The organism is Embleya sp. NPDC055664, from assembly GCF_053618075.1.
Genome location: NZ_JBSHGZ010000008.1, coordinates 271,289 through 285,188, shown reverse-complemented (window position 1 = coordinate 285,188; position 13,900 = coordinate 271,289). Strand labels below are relative to the sequence as shown.

At 70.3% G+C, this 13,900-nt stretch carries 11 protein-coding genes; 4 read left to right on the top strand and 7 right to left on the bottom strand.

All coding sequences use genetic code 11. The features are described 5' to 3' along the window. Positions 1-20: 20 nt before the first annotated feature. The 5 genes from ACWGR4_RS17425 to ACWGR4_RS17405 all read right to left on the bottom strand — a co-directional run bounded on the left by ACWGR4_RS17425 (position 21) and on the right by ACWGR4_RS17405 (position 8,046). Entirely contained in the window at positions 21-1,127 is a 1,107-nt protein-coding gene (locus ACWGR4_RS17425) for a BMP family lipoprotein (protein ID WP_380005194.1), read from the bottom strand. 410 nt (positions 1,128-1,537) lie between these two features. After that, a complete protein-coding gene (locus ACWGR4_RS17420) occupies positions 1,538-2,743 on the bottom strand; it encodes an amidohydrolase (RefSeq protein WP_380005196.1) in 1,206 nt (401 codons plus the stop codon). A 184-nt stretch (positions 2,744-2,927) separates the two neighbouring features. Continuing rightward, the gene (gene meaB / locus ACWGR4_RS17415; RefSeq protein ID WP_380005198.1) at positions 2,928-3,926 is read right to left on the bottom strand and encodes a methylmalonyl Co-A mutase-associated GTPase MeaB; all 999 of its coding nucleotides are present in this window, start codon (positions 3,924-3,926) and stop codon (positions 2,928-2,930) included. Next, the gene (gene scpA, locus ACWGR4_RS17410) at positions 3,926-6,142 is read right to left on the bottom strand and encodes a methylmalonyl-CoA mutase (RefSeq protein ID WP_452133941.1); all 2,217 of its coding nucleotides are present in this window, start codon (positions 6,140-6,142) and stop codon (positions 3,926-3,928) included. The genes meaB and scpA overlap by 1 nt, the downstream gene beginning before the upstream one ends. Then, the gene (locus tag ACWGR4_RS17405) at positions 6,139-8,046 is read right to left on the bottom strand and encodes a methylmalonyl-CoA mutase family protein (protein ID WP_452134210.1); all 1,908 of its coding nucleotides are present in this window, start codon (positions 8,044-8,046) and stop codon (positions 6,139-6,141) included. The genes scpA and ACWGR4_RS17405 overlap by 4 nt, the downstream gene beginning before the upstream one ends. 396 nt (positions 8,047-8,442) lie before the next feature. Here ACWGR4_RS17405 and sdhC point away from each other — a divergent pair, with 396 nt between their 5' ends. Genes sdhC through ACWGR4_RS17385 form a run of 4 tightly spaced genes read left to right on the top strand, consistent with a single transcriptional unit; the run spans position 8,443 to position 11,847 of the window. Beyond that, the gene (gene sdhC / locus ACWGR4_RS17400; RefSeq protein WP_078979260.1) at positions 8,443-8,823 is read left to right on the top strand and encodes a succinate dehydrogenase, cytochrome b556 subunit; all 381 of its coding nucleotides are present in this window, start codon (positions 8,443-8,445) and stop codon (positions 8,821-8,823) included. Between the two features lies 1 nt (position 8,824). Then, the gene (locus tag ACWGR4_RS17395; protein WP_126637499.1) at positions 8,825-9,271 is read left to right on the top strand and encodes a succinate dehydrogenase hydrophobic membrane anchor subunit; all 447 of its coding nucleotides are present in this window, start codon (positions 8,825-8,827) and stop codon (positions 9,269-9,271) included. A gap of 39 nt (positions 9,272-9,310) precedes the next feature. After that, positions 9,311-11,068 carry a succinate dehydrogenase flavoprotein subunit gene (sdhA, locus tag ACWGR4_RS17390; protein WP_380005206.1) on the top strand — a complete coding sequence of 586 codons (1,758 nt, stop codon included), beginning with the start codon at positions 9,311-9,313 and terminating at the stop codon, positions 11,066-11,068. Continuing rightward, on the top strand, positions 11,065-11,847 hold the full coding sequence (locus tag ACWGR4_RS17385) for a succinate dehydrogenase iron-sulfur subunit (RefSeq protein ID WP_452134072.1): 783 nt from the start codon (positions 11,065-11,067) through the stop codon (positions 11,845-11,847). Before sdhA ends, ACWGR4_RS17385 begins: the two co-directional genes overlap by 4 nt. Before the next feature lie 72 nt (positions 11,848-11,919). On the opposite strand, the gene ACWGR4_RS17380 is transcribed toward ACWGR4_RS17385, so the two are convergent. Together ACWGR4_RS17380 and ACWGR4_RS17375 are read right to left on the bottom strand one after the other, a co-directional pair. Beyond that, positions 11,920-12,972, bottom strand: a complete 1,053-nt coding sequence (locus tag ACWGR4_RS17380) for a MazG family protein (RefSeq protein ID WP_452134135.1) — start codon at positions 12,970-12,972, stop codon at positions 11,920-11,922. A 21-nt stretch (positions 12,973-12,993) separates the two neighbouring features. Beyond that, the gene (locus ACWGR4_RS17375) at positions 12,994-13,710 is read right to left on the bottom strand and encodes a SurA N-terminal domain-containing protein (protein ID WP_380005212.1); all 717 of its coding nucleotides are present in this window, start codon (positions 13,708-13,710) and stop codon (positions 12,994-12,996) included. Between the last annotated feature and the right edge of the window lie 190 nt (positions 13,711-13,900).

Sequence of the window (13,900 nt, the reverse complement as noted above, 5' to 3'; positions counted from 1 at the left end):
GCGGCGCCCGATCGCTTAAGTCAGCTCTTCGGCTGGTTCTTCGAGGTGATCTTGATCTTTCCGCTGACGATGTCGCCCTTGACCGCGGTCAGCTCGGACTTCAGGTCGGCGGGGACCTTCGCGTCGAAGTCGTGGAACGGGGCGAGGCCGACGCCGTTGTTGGCGAGAGTGCCGATGGTGGCCTTGGTGGTGAACTGGTTGTTCGCCGCGGCCTTGACCGCGTTGAACACCTGGGACTTGATGTCCTTGGTCACCGTGGACAGGAACACCGACTTGTACTGCGGGGCGCTCTCGTAGCCGTCCTGGTCGACCCAGATGACGCTCGCCTTGCCGCCGCTCTTCTGCACCGCGGAGGCCGCGCCGAGACCGGTCTGGCCGGCGACGGGCATGATCACGTCGGCGCCCTGGGCGATGAAGTCGTTGGCGATGCGCTCACCGTCGGCCGGCGAGTCGAACTTGCCCGCGAGCGAGCCGTCGCCCTTGACGTCGTCCCAGCCGATGACCTGGACGTTCTTGCCCTTGACCTGGTTGTAGTACTTCACGCCCTGGACGTAGCCGTCCATGAACACCGTGACCGGCGGGATCGGCAGCGCGCCGAAGGTGGCGACCTTGCCGGACTTCGAGTAGCCCGCGGCGAGGTAGCCGCCGAGGAAGCCGGCCTCGGCCGTGTTGAACTCCAGGCCCTGGACGTTCGGCTCGATGCTGGACGAGTCGACGATCGCGAACTTCTGGTCCTTGTGCGTGGACGCGGCGGCCTTGGTCGCGTCGGCCATCAGGCCGCCGACCGCGACGATCAGCCCGCACTTGTCGTTCACGAGGCTGTTGAGGTTCGGCACGTAGTCGTTCTCGGTCTTCGAGGTGATGTACTTCACCTCGACGCCCAGCTCCTGCTTGGCCTGCTGCAGGCCCGCCCACGACGACGCGTTGAACGAACGGTCGTCGATGCCGCCGGTGTCCGTCACCATGCATGCCTTGAAGTCGATCTTCGCCGCCTGCGTCCCACCGGGGGTGGCGCTGGTGCCCGAGTTCGACTTCTTGTCGTCGGGCTTGCTACCGCACGCGGCGGTGGCGGTGAGGGCGAGAGTGACGCCGACCGCAGCCGCGGTCACCTTGGATACCCGGCGCACGGGTGTCTCCTTCCGATGAGCGCCCCTTCGGGCGCTGCTCCCAGATGCAGACTCTGACGCGCTTGGATCCCTGGTAAACGCGCGTAGACCTGCTAACCGTCGGAGAGCATACCTAGTAAAAGAATATGAGCGACAAAAACCGTGAATCGCCACCGCAACACGCCCCGTTAGCCCGGCCGAGTTGACGAGGCCGAGACGGGTCGGCGCGGAACCGGGCAGTCCGCGACATGACAAGACGTGACAAGACGGAAAAGACCCGGTGCCGCACGACGTCGAACGGCACCGGGTCGGAACATTACAGACTCACGAACGCGACAGGAACGGGGACCGGAGTCGCGATGGTTAACAGTTCCGCATACGTCCGTTCCGGACCCGGCCGGCCGTACGGGCGGCGCCGGGTCCGGTCGGGGTCAGCGGAAGGGGCGCAGCGCGAGCCCGGTGAACAGCTCGACACCGATCCCGATCGCCCGCTCGTCGACGTCGAACTGCCCCTGGTGCAAGTCGTATACGGGATCTCCGACCGGTCGCACGCCGAGCCGGGTCAGCTCGCCGGGAACCCGTTCGAGGAACCACGAGAAGTCCTCGCCGCCGAGGCTCTGCTCGGTGCCCTCGACCGCACTCGCGCCCAGCACGCCGGTGGCGATGGTGCGCATCGAGGCGACCGCGTCGGGGTCGTTGACCACCGGCGGCACGCCGCGGTGGTGCTCCAGCTCCCACTTCGCGCCGTAGGTCGAGGCGATCACGTCCACCAGCTCGTGCATCAGATCCGGGGCCTGCCGCCACGCCTCCAGGTCCAGGCAGCGCAGGGTGCCCTCCAGCTCGCCGTGCTGCGGGATCACGTTCGGCGCGGAGCCGGACTCGATCCGCCCCCACACCAGGCTCGCGCCCGAGCGCGGGTCGATCCGGCGCGAGAACGCCGAGGGCAGCTCCGCGGCGAGCTTGGCGAGCGCGGTGACCAGGTCGGTGGTGCGGTGCGGGCGGGCGGTGTGACCACCGGCACCCGTGAGCGTGATCACCACCCGGTCGCAGGCCGAGGTGATCGCCCCGGAGCGCAGCCCGACCCGGCCGACCTCCACCTTGGGGTCGCAGTGGATCGCGTGGATCTCCGAGACGCCGGCCAGCCCGCCGGCCTTGATCACGTCGAGCGCGCCGCCCGGCAGCTTCTCCTCTGCCGGCTGGAAGATCAGCCGGACCGGACGCGGCAGCAGTCCCTCGCGGGCGAACTCGGCCAGCACCAGAGCAGTGCCGAGCACGATCGAGGTGTGCACGTCGTGTCCGCAGGCGTGCGCACGGCCCGGCACGGTCGAGCGGTACGGCACATCCTTGACGTCGTCGACCGGCAGCGCGTCGATGTCGCCGCGGAACGCGATCAGACCCTCGTCGGCGCGACCGCCGGGTGAGGCACGTTCGGGTCTGATGTCGCACACCAGGCCCGTCCCGGGCAGCAGTCGCGGGCGCAGACCCGCGCGCACCAGCCGTTCCCGGACGAGCCCGGTGGTACGGAACTCCTCCCGACCCAGCTCTGGGTGCATGTGCAGATCGCGCCGAAACGCAATCAGCTCGTCGGCGAAAGCCGCGGCCTTGCCGGCGGCCTGGGCGTGGAGGGAGTCGCTCACCCACGCAAGGGTACGTTGCATTGGTCTTCGCGACGTGGTAGGGAGCGAATTACCCCCGTTCGGGTGAGAAAAAAGCCTCCCGCCGGCGCATGCGCTACGGCCGGTAGGGGTATGACTTACCGCTCGTTCCCACATTGGAACACTTCTGCCCACTCGCGCCGCTATAAACCAAGCGCCCGATTGCTCAGGACTCCCCTTGCCGCCCATGGAACGCGTCCAGGATGCGAGACGCGGCAAGGGTCGCGGTGAGATGGCCGGCCCGGACGTCGCGTTCGAGGGCGGGCACGATAGCCCGTACCGAGGGGTGCTCGCGCAACTCGGCGAGGAGCGCGTCGTGCACCGTCGCCCAGGTCCAGTCGACCTGCTGGCGGCGACGCAATTCGGCCAACTCGCCCGTGGCCTCCAGGGTCCGCCGGTGTTTGAGGACGGTGTCCCAGACCTCGTCCAGCCCCTCCCCGGACAACCCCGAACAGGTCAGCACCGGCGTCGTCCACGACTCCCCGGCCCGGCGCATCAGCCGCAGCGCGCCCGCGAGTTCGCGGGCGGCCCGGCGCGCGGCCAGGGCATAGTCGCCATCCGCCTTGTTCACCGCGACCACGTCGGCCAGCTCCAGGACGCCCTTCTTGATGCCCTGGAGCTGATCGCCGGTGCGGGCCAGGGTCAGGAACAGGAAGCAGTCGACCATGTTCGCCACGGTCGTCTCGGACTGACCCACGCCGACCGTCTCGACCAGGACCACGTCGTAACCGGCCGCCTCCATCAACACGATCGACTCGCGGGTGGCCCGAGCCACCCCGCCGAGCGTGCCGGCGGTCGGCGAGGGCCGTACGAACGCGTGGTCGTCCACCGCGAGCCGGCCCATCCGGGTCTTGTCGCCCAGGATGCTGCCGCCATGCCGGGAGGAGGACGGGTCCACGGCGAGCACCGCGACCCGATGGCCCACGCCGGTCAGCCGGGTGCCCAGCGTCTCGATGAACGTGGACTTGCCCACGCCCGGCACGCCGGTGATGCCCACCCGGTGGGCACCGCCGGCGTGCGGCAGCAACTTGACCAGCAACTCCTGCGCCAGGTCGCGGTGGTCGGCCCGGGTGGACTCGACCAGCGTGACCGCCCGGGCCAGGATCGTGCGATTGCCCGCGAGCACACCCTCGGCGTACGCGCCGACGTCGATCACCCGTGCCATCAGTCGACCGGCAGCTCGTGGTCCAACTGCTTGTACAGGCCCCGGAGCAGGTCCACCGCGGCGTCCGCGATCACCGTGCCGGGCGGGAAGACGGCGGTGGCGCCCATGTCGAGCAGCGGCTGTACGTCGGCGGGCGGGATCACCCCGCCGACCACGACCATGATCTCCTCGGCGTCCAGCGCGGCCAGCTCCCGGCGCAGGGCCGGCACCAGGGTGAGGTGACCGGCCGCGAGCGAGGACACGCCGACCACGTGCACGTCCGCCTCGACCGCCTGTCGGGCCACCTCGCCCGGCGTCTGGAACAGCGCGCCGACGTCCACGTCGAAGCCGAGGTCGGCGAACGCGGTGGCGATCACCTTCTGCCCCCGGTCGTGCCCGTCCTGGCCCATCTTGGCCACCAGGATGCGCGGCCGGCGGCCCTCCAGCTCCTCGAACCGGGCGACCAGCCCGCGAGCCGTCTCCACGTTGGCCGACATGCCCACCTCTTCCCGGTAGACCCCGGTCAGCGTGCGGATCTGCGCCTGGTGCCGGCCGTACGCCGACTCCAGCGCGTCGGAGATCTCGCCGACGGTGGCCTTGGCCCGGGCCGCGTCCACGGCGAGCGCGAGCAGGTTGTGTTCGAGATCACGCGGCCTGGTGCCCTCGACGTCCGCCTGCGCGGCGCCGGAAAGCGCGGCCAGCGCCCGGCGCACGGCGTCGTCGTCGCGCTCCTCGCGCAGTCGGCGCAACTTCTCCAGCTGGCCCTCGCGTACTGCGTTGTTGTCGATTTTGAGTACGTCGATCGCCTCGTCGCTGGCGACCAGGTACTTGTTGACGCCGATCACCGACTGCCGGCCCGAGTCGATCCGGGCCTGGGTGCGCGCCGCCGCCTCCTCGATCCGCAGCTTGGGCAGGCCCTCGGCGATCGCCGACGCCATGCCGCCCGCCCGCTCGGCCTCGGCGATGTGCTCCCGGGCGCGCACCGCGAGGTCGTGGGTGAGGCGTTCGATGTAGGCCGAGCCGCCCCACGGGTCGATCACGTCGCACGTGCCCGACTCCTGCTGGAGCAGCAACTGGGTGTTGCGCGCGATCCGGGCGGAGAAGTCGGTCGGCAGCGCCAGCGCCTCGTCCAGCGCGTTGGTGTGCAGCGACTGGGTGTGGCCCTGGGTCGAGGCCATCGCCTCCAGGCAGGTGCGCACCACGTTGTTGAACACGTCCTGGGCGGTCAGCGACCAGCCCGAGGTCTGCGAGTGGGTGCGCAGCGAGAAGGACTTGGGGTTCTTCGCGCCGAACGACTTGACGATGTCGGCCCACAGCAGGCGCGCCGCGCGCAGCTTGGCGACCTCCATGAAGAAGTTCATCCCGATCGCCCAGAAAAACGACAGGCGCGGCGCGAACGCGTCGATGTCCAGGCCCGCCTCGACGCCCGCGCGCAGGTACTCGATGCCGTCCGCGAGCGTGTAGGCCAGCTCCAGGTCGGCCGTGGCCCCGGCCTCCTGGATGTGGTAGCCGGAGATGGAGATCGAGTTGAACTTCGGCATCTTCTGCGAGGTGTACGCGAAGATGTCGGAGATGATCGACATCGAGGGCTTGGGCGGATAGATGTAGGTGTTGCGGACCATGAACTCCTTGAGGACGTCGTTTTGGATCGTCCCCGTGAGCTGTTCCGGTGCCACCCCCTGCTCCTCCGCCGCGACGATGTAGAGCGCGAGCACGGGCAGCACGGCGCCGTTCATCGTCATCGACACCGACATCCGGTCCAGCGGGATGCCGTCGAAGAGTTGGCGCATGTCGTAGATCGAGTCGATCGCCACGCCCGCCATACCGACGTCGCCGGTCACGCGCGGGTGGTCCGAGTCGTAGCCCCGGTGGGTGGCCAGGTCGAACGCGATCGACAGGCCCTTTTGGCCCGCCGCGAGGTTGCGCCGGTAGAAGGCGTTGGACTCCTCGGCGGTGGAGAAGCCCGCGTACTGGCGGATCGTCCACGGCTGGTTGACGTACATCGTCGGGTACGGCCCGCGCAGGAAGGGCGTGATGCCCGGGTAGGTGCCCAGGAAGTCGAGCCCTTCCAGGTCCTCGTCGGTGTACAGCGCCTTGAGCGGGATGCCCTCGGGGGTGTCGTGGGTCAGCGCGTCGGCGTCCTTGCCGGTCTCCTCGCGCACCGCCTCGCGCCACGCGTCGAGGTCGCCGGACGCGGGCGCGTCGAGCTCGACCTGGGTGAAGTCGGGAATGCTCATTTCGCCCCCTCCGGGGTCGGCGAGAGGTTGTCGTACGTGGTGTGCAGCACGTCGAGCGCGTCGCATCCGCTGTACACGTACCCGTCCACGTCGGCGCCGTGCGCCTTTTGCCCCGCGAGCAGGATCCGGCCCGCTCCGGCGGCGCGCAGCGCGGCGGCGACCGGGGCCGCGAGGGTGGCGTAGAGCTTCTCCGAGGAGGTCAGCACCACGGTCGCCGGGCGGCCCGCTTCGGTCCAGCGCGCGACGATCGCCTCGGCGGCGCTCTCGTCACCCTCGGTGGTACCCGCCTCCACGGTGGCGATGCCGCCCGCCGCGAACAGGTTGGCGGCGAAGCCGGCCCGCGCCGTGTACTGCGCGAGCGGTCCCAGGGTGGCCAGGAAGACGGTCGGCCGGGCGCCGGTGGCGGCGAGCAGGGCGTCGGAGCGGTCGCGCAGCGCCTCGTACGCCTCGGCGTAGCGCACCCGGGGCAGCCCGGCGGCGGAGACCGGGATCTCGGGCGCGGGTTCGCGCACGACGGGGGCCTCGGTCAGGTTCGGGAATTCGCTGACCCCGGTGATCGGGTCGGTCCGGGTCGCGATCGCCCGGTCCCGCTCGGCGCGCACCTCGGCGAGGCGCTCGGCGAGCCATCCCGAGTCGAGCGCCGCGACGATGCCGCCCCGCCGCTCGATCTCCTGGAAGAACGCCCATCCGGCCCGGGCGAGGTCGTCGGTGAGTTGTTCGACGAACCACGAGCCGCCCGCCGGGTCGATCACCTGTGCGAGGTGCGACTCCTCCAGGAGCAGAGCCTGGGTGTTGCGGGCGATGCGCCGGGAGAACGCGTCGGGCAGCCCGATCGCGGCGTCGAAGGAGCGCACGGTGACCGCGTCGGCGCCGCCGACGCCGGCCGCGAAGGAGGCGACCGTGGTGCGCAGCATGTTGACCCACGGGTCGCGCCGGGTGGTCATCGCCCACGAGGTCAGCGCGTGCTGGCGCTGGGCACCGGCCGCGGGCGACGCGCCGGACGCCTGGGCCACCCGGGCCCAGAGCCGGCGCGCGGCGCGCAGCTTGGCGATGGTGGGGAACTGTTCGGCGGTGGCGGCGAAGCGGAACTCGATCAGCCCGAGGGCGGTGTCCACGTCGAGTCCGGCGGCGGTGAGCGCGCGCAGGTACGCGACGCCGGCGGCGGTGGCCGCGCCGAGTTCCTGCCCGTCCGAACCGCCCGCCTCGTGATACGGCTGGCCGTCGGCGACGATCGCCTGGATCCCGGCGAACTCCGCGTGGGCGCGCGCCGCCAGCTGCGCGACGGCGCCCAGGTCGGCGCCCGAACCGGTGCGCGCGTGCGAGGAGATCGGGTCGGCGCCGAGGTTGCCGCGCAGTTCGGCGGGCGCCACGCCGCTCGCCCGGAACACCGCCAGCAGGGCGTCGGCGGCCGGAACGAAGTCGGCGCCGGTGGCCAGGGCCACCGGCGCCAGGTCGAGCAGCACACCGTCGAGCGTGCGGGCCAGGTCGCCCGGGGCCAGGGCGTCGGCGCCGACGTACAGGAAGACGGAGGTGACCCCGTTCTCCAGGTCCGCGAGCACGCTCTCGTTGGCCCGCGCCGGATCGGTGTCGGCGTGCGCCTGGCGTACGTCCCAGCCGTCGGCCGCGTGACCGGCCGCGCGCGAGCCCCGGACGAACGGGCTCAGGCCGGGCAGGCCCGGCCGCGCCGCGGCCTCGGTGTAGAGCGGGGACAGCGTGATGCCGTCGTAGGTGGTGGTCGCGAGCAGGTCTTCGGGGCGCTCGGGCGTGTCGTTCTCGCCCAGCACCTTCGATTTGCGGAGCACGCCGGCCACGAGGCGCTGCCATTGGTCCCGCGTGGGTTGCGGGAATTGGCCAGCGAAGGTGGATCCGGTAGACGTGCCGCCATCGACAGTAGCCTCCGTCATGCGTCGCATCGTAGGGACCGAGGCGGCGGATGAATACGCACGACTGATGTGATGTCAGCCCTACCGGCGGGTCACCTCACCGACCTGCGCGTTCGTGCTTGCGGTGATCTTTCGTCCGGGCGTGGCCCGCTTTCCCCCATACGAGTGCTGACGGGGCGTCAGGAAAATGGTGCCCCGCTACGCGCACGTCACCCGGATGGTTCCACTCCGCCATGCGGAATGGATCACATCGCGCGCCCTGGCACAAGAGGGCCCCCGATCGGTGGCTACCATGGCCGGGGCCGGGCGACCGATACCCGGCCGGGCCGACCGACAACCAGAGGGTCCGACACCGAACGCGGACACCCTCCCAGCCGGCCGTGTCCCCTCATGTACCGCACCCGGAGGGTAGTTTCCGTGCCGGCTGGAACGCTCTACCGCGGCCGGGAAGGCATGTGGTCCTGGGTGGCTCATCGAGTCACCGGCGTCCTCATCTTCTTCTTCCTGTTCGCGCACGTCCTCGACACCGCACTCGTTCGCGTATCCCCCGAGGCGTACGACGAGACGATCGACATCTACAAGAACCCGTTCGTCAACCTGCTCGAGTACGGGCTCGTCGCGGCCATCCTGTTCCACGCGCTCAATGGTCTGCGGATCATCGCGGTGGACTTCTGGGAGAAGGGCCCGCGCTACCAGAAGCAGATGCTCTGGACGGTCGTCGGCGTCTGGGTCGTGTTGATGGCCGGCAGTGCCTACCCGATCCTGCAGCACTCGATCAAGACCATCTTCGGGAGCTGAAGTGTCCGCCACCATCGAAAACGCACCCAAGATCCACGGCGGCGGACCGTCGATCGAGTCGCCGCGCAGCAAGCGTTCGCCGCGTTCGACCAAGACCAACTTCGAGCTGTACGGCTGGCTGTTCATGCGGCTGTCCGGCGTGCTCCTGGTCGTCCTGGTCCTGGGCCACCTGCTCATCCAGCTCGTCCTGGACGGTGGCGTGTCCAAGATCGGCTTCGCGTTCGTCGCGGGCCGCTGGGCGTCGCCGTTCTGGCAGTCGTGGGACCTCATCATGCTGTGGCTCGCCGAGCTGCACGGTGTCAACGGTCTGCGCACGATCATCAACGACTACGCGGAGCGGGATCAGACCCGGTTCTGGCTCAAGGCGCTGCTGTACACGTCCGCGCTGATCGTGCTTTTCCTGGGGACGCTGGTGATCTTCACCTTCGACCCCAACATCGGCAACTGACCGCGGCCGATCCCAGCACCCGAGGACTGAACGAGCATCATGCAGACCCACAAGTACGACACCGTCATCGTCGGCGCGGGCGGCGCCGGCATGCGCGCGGCCCTGGAGTCGAGCAAGCGCAGCCGTACCGCCGTACTGACCAAGCTGTACCCCACGCGTTCGCACACCGGCGCCGCGCAGGGCGGCATGTGTGCCGCCCTCGCCAACGTCGAGGAGGACAACTGGGAGTGGCACACGTTCGACACGGTCAAGGGTGGTGACTACCTCACCGACCAGGACGCCGCGGAGATCATGTGCAAGGAGGCGATCGACGCCGTCCTGGACCTGGAGAAGATGGGCCTCCCCTTCTCCCGGACCCCCGAGGGCCGGATCGACCAGCGCCGCTTCGGCGGGCACACCCGCGACCACGGCAAGGCGGCCGTGCGCCGCTCCTGCTACGCGGCGGACCGCACCGGCCACATGATCCTCCAGACGCTGTTCCAGAACTGCGTCAAGCAGGACGTCGAGTTCTACAACGAGTTCTACGTCCTGGACCTGCTCCTGGCCGAGGACGAGGCGGGCAACAAGTCCACCTCGGGCGTGGTCGCGTACGAGCTGGCCACCGGCGAGATCCACGTCTTCCAGGCCAAGTCGGTGATCTTCGCGACCGGCGGCTTCGGCAAGGTCTTCAAGACCACCTCGAACGCGCACACCCTCACCGGCGACGGCATGGGCATCGCGTGGCGCCGGGGACTGCCGCTGGAGGACATGGAGTTCTACCAGTTCCACCCGACCGGTCTCGCGGGCCTGGGCATCCTGCTCACCGAGGGCGCCCGCGGCGAGGGCGGCATCCTGCGCAACGCCGACGGCGAGCGCTTCATGGAGCGCTACGCGCCGACCATCAAGGACCTCGCGCCGCGCGACATCGTCGCGCGCTCGATGGTCCTGGAGGTGCTGGAGGGTCGCGGCGCCGGTCCGAACAAGGACTACGTCTACCTCGACCTGACCCACCTGCCGGCGGAGCAGATCGAGGAGAAGCTGCCGGACATCACCGAGTTCGCGCGCACCTACCTGGGCGTCGAGCCGACCACCGAACTGGTCCCGGTGTACCCGACCGCGCACTACGCGATGGGCGGCATCCCGACCAACGTCGAGGCCGAGGTGCTGTCGGACAACACCACGGTGGTCCCGGGTCTGTACGCGGCCGGCGAGGTCGCCTGCGTGTCCGTGCACGGCTCGAACCGGCTCGGCACCAACTCGCTGCTCGACATCAACGTGTTCGGCCGGCGTGCGGGCATCGCCGCCGCCGAGTACGCGAGCACGCACGACTTCGTCGAGCTGCCCGAGGCCCCCGAGGCCACGGTCGTCGAGCTGATCGAGCGGCTGCGCGACAGCTCGGGCACCGAGCGGGTCGGCCAGATCCGCGCCGAGATGCAGGAGACGATGGATGCCAACGCCGGCGTCTACCGCACCGAGGAGACGCTGAAGCAGGCGCTCTCCGACATCAAGGGCCTGCAGAAGCGCTACCTCGACGTCTCCATCCAGGACAAGGGCAAGCGGTACAACACCGACCTGCTCGAGGCGATCGAGCTGGGCTTCTTGCTCGACCTCGCCGAGGTCCTGGTCGTCGGCGCGCAAAACCGCAAGGAGTCGCGCGGCGGCCACGCCCGCGAGGACTTCCAGGCGCGCGACGACGAGAACTACATGAAGCACACGATGGCGTACCGCGAGGTCGACGCGAAGGGCGAGCACTCGATCCGCCTGGGCTACAAGCCGGTCGTGGTCACCCGCTACCAGCCGATGGAGCGTAAGTACTGATGACTGCCGTAGTGGAAGAGACCGCGCCCGGCACCGGGCACGGCAGCACGGCCGCCGAGCGCGACCACACGCCGATCGTGATCACGCTGCGGATCCGCCGGTTCAACCCGGAGACCGACGCGGAGCCGTACTGGCAGGACTTCAAGGTCGAGGCCGACCCGACCGAGCGCATCCTGACCGCCATGATGAAGATCAAGGCGGAGCAGGACGGCTCGCTCACCTTCCGCCGCTCCTGCGCACACGGCATCTGCGGCTCGGACGCGATGCGGATCAACGGGCGCAACCGGCTGGCCTGCAAGACCCTGGTCAAGGACTTGGACATGGCCAAGCCGATCACGGTCGAGGCGATCAAGGGTCTGAAGCTGGAGAAGGACCTCGTCGTCGACATGAACCCGTTCATGCAGGCGTACAAGGACGTGATGCCGTTCCTGATCACGTCGGGCAACGAACCGACGCGCGAGCGGCTGCAGTCGCCCGAGGACCGCGAGCGGTTCGACGACACCACCAAGTGCATCCTGTGCGCGGCGTGCACCACGTCGTGCCCGGTGTTCTGGAGCGACGGGCAGTACTTCGGCCCGGCCGCGATCGTCAACGCGCACCGGTTCATCTTCGACTCGCGGGACGAGGGCGCCGAGGAGCGCCTGGAGATCCTGAACGAGAAGGAGGGCGTGTGGCGCTGCCGCACGACCTTCAACTGCACCGAGGCGTGCCCGCGTGGCATCGAGGTCACCAAGGCGATCCAGGAGGTCAAGCGCGCGCTGATCTTCCGCCGCGTGTGATCGATCCGCACCGACGAGGGCCCGGAACCGTGCTTCGGTTCCGGGCCCTCGGGCGTTCGTGGTCGGTGTGCGTCAGCCCGCTTCGACCGCGCGGACGCGCTCGCCGTGGCGCAGGGTCGCGGCGCGCAGCGCGGTCTCGGCGTCGACGCCCTGACGGGCGGCCAGTTCGGTGACGGCCAGGAGCAGGTCGCCGATCGCCTCGGGGCCGGCGTAGTCGTCGGCGTCGACGGCGGTCGGCAGCGCCGGGGTGGGCACGGTCAGGCCCGCCCTGCCGGTGCGGGACAGGAACTTCGCCGCCAGTGCCAGGGCCGGCTGGCTCATCGCGATGCCGTCGAGGGCCGATGCGCGATGCGACTTCTCCGCGGCCTTGAGTGCGTCCCAGTTGGCCTCGACCGCCTCCGGGGTGTCGGCCTCCACGTCGGCGAACACGTGCGGGTGGCGGCTGATCAGCTTGTCCACGATGCCGCCGGCCACGTCGTCGATGCCGAACGGGTCGGCCTCGTCCTCCTGGGCGACCCGGGCGTGGAAGAACACCTGCATCAGCACGTCGCCCAGTTCCTCGCGCAGGTGCTCCCGGTCCCCCGAGTCGATCGCGTCGACCAGCTCGTAGGTCTCCTCGACCAGGTAGCGGGCCAGCGACTCGTGGGTCTGCTTCGCGTCCCACGGGCAGCCGCCGGGTGAGCGCAGCCGGTCCATCACCGCGACCAGGTCGAGCAGGCGCGCGCCCGGCAGGTCCCAGGCGCCGGGCAGCAGTTCGATCTCCGGGACCGGCTCGCCGCCCTCGTCGCCCGCCGCGACCCGGGCGAGGGCCTGGCCCAGGCCGGGGTCGTCGTCGGTCGCCGCGAGCCACACGACCAGGCCCGTGCGGGCCCGGTCGAGCAGGTGCCGGGCGAGCGCGAGCGGGCCCGCGTCGAGGTCGGCGATGTCGACCTCGACGCCCGCCTCGCGCAGATACGGCAGCTGGGGGTGGTCGGCGTCGGCGGTCAGCACGCACCCGGTCGGCGTGCCGGCCGCCTCGCGCAGCGTGCGCCAGGCGGGCCAGCTCAGCAGGCCGGGGGCGACCCGGTGGGTGCCGGCGAGCAGGACGAGGCGGGCGGGCGGCGCGGCGGTAGGCGAGTCACTCACCCGGCCAGCCTACGGTCCGGCTCAGGTGCCGCTCGCCGCCCCGGGCTGGGCGTCCACGGAACCGGCCGCCGGCTGGGTGCCCGGGGCCAGCCACGAGTAGGTCGCGGCGGTGGTGGTCAGCTTCGCCGAGTCCCAGGTGCCGTACCTCGGGTTCACCTTGATCTTCATCGAGGCCGCCACGTCGCCCAGGTAGGCGTCCAGCTGCGCCTGGCCGTCGGCGGTGCCCAGGTCGATCCCGCGCACCCGGGCGATCTCCGCCTTCAGCGCCTCGGTCCGGACGAAGTCGTCCACCTCGGCGGGCAGCACGCCGATCCGCACCAGGCGGGCCTCCAGGTTCTGCGGGCCGCCGAGCCGAGCCTCCAGCGTGCGGCGGGCCTGGAGCACCTGGGTCGCGTTCAGGGCGACGTGGTTGCGCCCGGCCGCCTCGGCGATCACCCGACGCGAGATGAGCTGGACCAACTCGGCCTGGTTGGCCTCCAGTTGGGCACTGGTGCCGTTGAGCGGCAGGTTCTGCCGGGAGAACGCCTGCTCCAGCTTGTCGACCTTGGCGTTGAGGGTCGAGATCTCGATGCGCTCCCCGCCGACCATGGCGGCCGCGCCCGTCTTGGATTCCGAGCAGCCGGAGAGCGCGAAGCCGGTGACCAGCACCAGCCCCACCGCGGCCACCCGGGCCCGGGACGCGGCCCGCCGCCGGCGGTGCGCGGAATCGACAGGGACGGAACGCGACGTGCGACTCACACGAACTCCCAATGCTCGATGGCGCTGTACGGCGGTACGACTGTCGGCCACGGCGGACTGCGACCCATGACCAACGATCAAAGATACGGGTGGGCACGCCCGAAGTCCGCACATTCGCCAAGATCATCCGCGCCGGCCGACAACCCGGCGCGGCTCCCGGACCGCCGACGACACGCCGGTCCGGGAGCCG